The organism is Nostoc flagelliforme FACHB-838, from assembly GCF_014698065.1.
GTDB lineage: Bacteria > Cyanobacteriota > Cyanobacteriia > Cyanobacteriales > Nostocaceae > Nostoc > Nostoc flagelliforme_B.
Genome location: NZ_JACJSI010000531.1, coordinates 1 through 3,397, shown reverse-complemented (window position 1 = coordinate 3,397; position 3,397 = coordinate 1). Strand labels below are relative to the sequence as shown.

General features: G+C 41.4%; 7 protein-coding genes. All 7 read left to right on the top strand.

All coding sequences use genetic code 11. From position 1 onward, the window contains the following. Positions 1 to 268: 268 nt before the first annotated feature. The 7 genes from H6G97_RS48120 to H6G97_RS48090 all read left to right on the top strand — a co-directional run bounded on the left by H6G97_RS48120 (position 269) and on the right by H6G97_RS48090 (position 3,320). Positions 269 to 595 carry a hypothetical protein gene (locus H6G97_RS48120; RefSeq protein ID WP_190947390.1) on the top strand — a complete coding sequence of 109 codons (327 nt, stop codon included), beginning with the start codon at positions 269 to 271 and terminating at the stop codon, positions 593 to 595. Then, positions 588 to 740, top strand: coding sequence for a hypothetical protein (locus H6G97_RS48115; RefSeq protein WP_190947389.1), 153 nt, complete (start codon positions 588 to 590; stop codon positions 738 to 740). Before H6G97_RS48120 ends, H6G97_RS48115 begins: the two co-directional genes overlap by 8 nt. Before the next feature lie 76 nt (positions 741 to 816). Next, positions 817 to 1,206: a hypothetical protein gene (locus tag H6G97_RS54325; RefSeq protein WP_242056134.1), complete on the top strand. Its 390-nt coding sequence runs from the start codon at positions 817 to 819 to the stop codon at positions 1,204 to 1,206. Positions 1,207 to 1,331: 125 nt separating this feature from the next. Beyond that, on the top strand, positions 1,332 to 2,174 hold the full coding sequence (locus tag H6G97_RS48105; protein WP_190947388.1) for a hypothetical protein: 843 nt from the start codon (positions 1,332 to 1,334) through the stop codon (positions 2,172 to 2,174). Positions 2,175 to 2,239: 65 nt separating this feature from the next. Next, positions 2,240 to 2,449 (top strand): hypothetical protein, encoded by a 210-nt coding sequence (locus tag H6G97_RS48100; RefSeq protein WP_190947387.1) that lies wholly within the window; start codon positions 2,240 to 2,242, stop codon positions 2,447 to 2,449. A 17-nt stretch (positions 2,450 to 2,466) separates the two neighbouring features. Then, a complete protein-coding gene (locus H6G97_RS48095) occupies positions 2,467 to 2,865 on the top strand; it encodes a MerR family transcriptional regulator (RefSeq protein ID WP_190947386.1) in 399 nt (132 codons plus the stop codon). Further along, positions 2,862 to 3,320, top strand: a complete 459-nt coding sequence (locus H6G97_RS48090; protein WP_190947385.1) for a DUF1392 domain-containing protein — start codon at positions 2,862 to 2,864, stop codon at positions 3,318 to 3,320. Before H6G97_RS48095 ends, H6G97_RS48090 begins: the two co-directional genes overlap by 4 nt. Positions 3,321 to 3,397: the final 77 nt, after the last annotated feature.

Below are 3,397 nucleotides of genomic sequence, written 5' to 3'. Positions count from 1 at the left end.
AGAGTTCACTGCTCATCCGCGCACCCATCTCAACAGATGTCCTCCAGACTACCGGGAAATGGTGCTAATAATGTTTGAGGATTCGTACAATTGCCGTATTCCTTTCTCCTCAAGGCATTAATTCTTCTTGTCATCCTCAAATGAGCGAACCGACACTAATAAAATCTGCCTTACTTCCTCCTCTTCTTCCCACCTCTTCCCGAAATTCTGACTTCTGAATTCTGGCTCCTGAATTCTTCTCTCATTTTCCCTTCATTCACCAATCAATATGCAATCCACAATCTCAATCCCTCAATACTGGGGCTACCCTCGCTTTGCTTTGGAACAGCGTACACAACAGGGCATCATCTTGGAACTTTATTACTATCCCTCTGGTACAGAGTTGGCTGAACAATTTAATGATGGTTGGCGCTATGTACTGATGCCTAACAAAAACTCTGACGAAACATCGTACTTGCAAGAGGATCAAATCCAACCCCTGACACCAGAAGAATTATTCCACCAAATCACTGCTGAAATTGACTTTTATCAACAGCAAATAAGCATTCTTAACCGACAGTTAACCGTCTTAACCGGAGGTTTCACAAATGCCTAAAACGATTGATAACACCTTTGACCGTAGAGCGAACCATTTGCTGCGTTCGATTCGACTTTGTGGTGGTTGTGTGCCTCTGCATCGTCTGCAATTCCAATTCTCGGATTCAGTAATTCAAACTCTGCTGGATAAAGAACTGGTGTAAGTACAGAACACGGGATGCGGTTTTTTGTTGGAAATTGCCGAGGATTTTTAGGTTATTAATCCCAGAGGATAAAATTATGAAACTTTACGCAAAGACCATTGCACAGACTTTACCTGATTGGGCAACTATCGTTACAAACAGTGCAGACTTAATTGAGATTGAAATCAACGATGAACACCCGAATTTTCAATCTCTGCTTGAGGAGTTAGAGACGGAGATTGAGCCAGGGACTTTTGGTGTTAAAGCGGAGGATTTATGTTCACGGCTTGGCATTGAAATGTCTAACCCTAGTCTCCACTATTTAGTTAAACAAGCTCAAACTCTGATATCCGAAATCGCTATACACCCAGACTACAAACAAGTGTTGGAAGCAGGATATCAGCCAGATTTAAACATTGCGGATGCTCAAACTGCCCTGACTTATTTGCAATGGGAGTTAGAGCGCAATCGAGAAATTTCTAATTAATAGAAAAGCGTTCACCTGAATGAGTGCCGCTTATTCAAGTGAACGCACGGAAGTTTTTCTCCCGCTACAGAATTCCCATTATTGCACACAGAACAACAATCAATGAAACTTTAACTGAGGTGAACATGGTTACTGAAATCAAACTAGGTTTATGCAACCCTCCAGAACCCATCTATTTATTTGTCAACCAAGGGGAAGTAGATGGAGAATCTTACGTCTGGTACAAGTTTAATATCAGCCAGGATAAGAAAATTCCTGTTCCCGAAAGAGCATTAACTGGGTACTTATCAGAACTGCGATTGACAACTAAAGAATTCAAAGAAAAGGACAATCTCAAACTGGATACTGTCGTGAGTGCTGATGAACTTTATGTAGTGAGAACTGGCATTGAAACCAATTTCGCCAAAAGCTTTCTTTTAGCTGCGTCAAGTGTTCAGGATTTTTCTAAGCCACTGATTATCGTTGCTACTGCTGGCAACGAGAACACGGTTTTTTGTAATCTTTACGATGCTGCAAGCAAAACCAAGATTTACAGGGAATGGAGTAGAGATTTAAATTGGGCAACCATCATTCGTGACATCCAATCTTTATTGGGTAAAACTTCAAACTCGATTCCCGAACCCCCACTGACTCCACCAAAACTTAGTGTAGTTCCTCAATCAGTACACCCACAAGATTTGCGAGTTAAAAATATTCGCACCTTGCTTGATTATCCCCTTGATTTGGTCAGAGAGTGGTTGCAATTCCAGGATGTTGACCGCCCAAGTTTACTTGATATTAGCCAAATTAATGAACTAATCAAAACCATGTGTTTGGCTTGGGCAGCAGGCAAGTGTGACCATCTCAATCATGCTGAGTCTTTGTATCAAAATCTTGTTGTTGATGCTGTTGTTAGCGGTGCTGATGAGTTAACAGCAATCAGCGTATGGATGCAACAAGTGCAAGCAGTAAAGACTGGGGCAGTATAAATCAGCAGTCAGGATTCAGAATATTTTTACTTCTGAATCCTCAATTAATCAAATAGGAATTACCCATGAGAGTCATCGTTACAGTAGTTGAAAAAATCACAAGTGAAGCTCACATCGATATCCCTGATGGGCTAAATCAATCCGCAATCAAGCAGCACATAGTAGACCGCTACAACACTGGAAAAATGTCCACAGATATGAACATCTTTCAAGTGGACTTTGAATCAATCATCGCTCAAATTGTACCAGAACAATCTTCTACTAAATCTGCATAAATATGGGAGGGAATCAAATGCATACAAAATGGACTGATGAAGAACTCGCAATCATTGAAGCTAAGGCTGAACTTTATAGCCCTAAGCAAATAGCCTCAATCTTAAAAAGACATGGCTATTTCCGCACTCCAATTGCAATTGCTACTAAGCTTTGGGCTTTAGGTTATTCTACAAGCCCCTTCCTCGATAACTATAGTAGTGCTGAAATCGCCCGTGTTCTGTGTGTGCATTCTACTACGGTTTCTGGTTGGGTACGCCGTGGTTGGTTGAAAACTAGCCGCCGTTCTTCCAAGCGTTATCAAGTTCGGAGATGGCATCTCAAACAGTTTTTTGATAACCCGCCACAACATCTAAAAAAGCGTATTGCCTCTATTGACTCCGAAGCCATTAATTACTTATTGGGAAGAAAAGCATGATTGACAACATTAATGCACTTCAAACAAGTTGGTATCTCTCCCCGCCTTGGGGTCGAACAATTCCACCCGTTGACGTGAATTTGCTAGAGAGAGTATACCTCAGAACCACAAGAACGTTCGGCTACTGCTGCGGTGTTCAGTGGAAACATGAATGTTGGATTTATTCAATTGATTGCCGTAATGAAATACTCCATGCTACACAAAATCAAATCATCGCAACTGGAGAGTTAGAAGCCATCAAAGTGCAAAAACCTGCTTTCGTTCTGGGCGAAAGAGTAATGCTCTGTTCTCACGATAAGGGGACAAAGCAACGGCTGATTTTGGGGATTGGGCTGGTGAATAACTCTTGGTTTTACCTTGTTGAATTGATGTCGCCAACGTTAATTAAGACACCAACTATATCTAATCGCTTCTCCCTGGTTGGTGAAAAAAGTTTGGTGCGCGTGAATGCTTGAGTTTCTTAGATTGCAATTCCTCTTTCTTCACTGTTTGACCAATAACCAGGGAGTTGATTATGTTGATACACAAATGG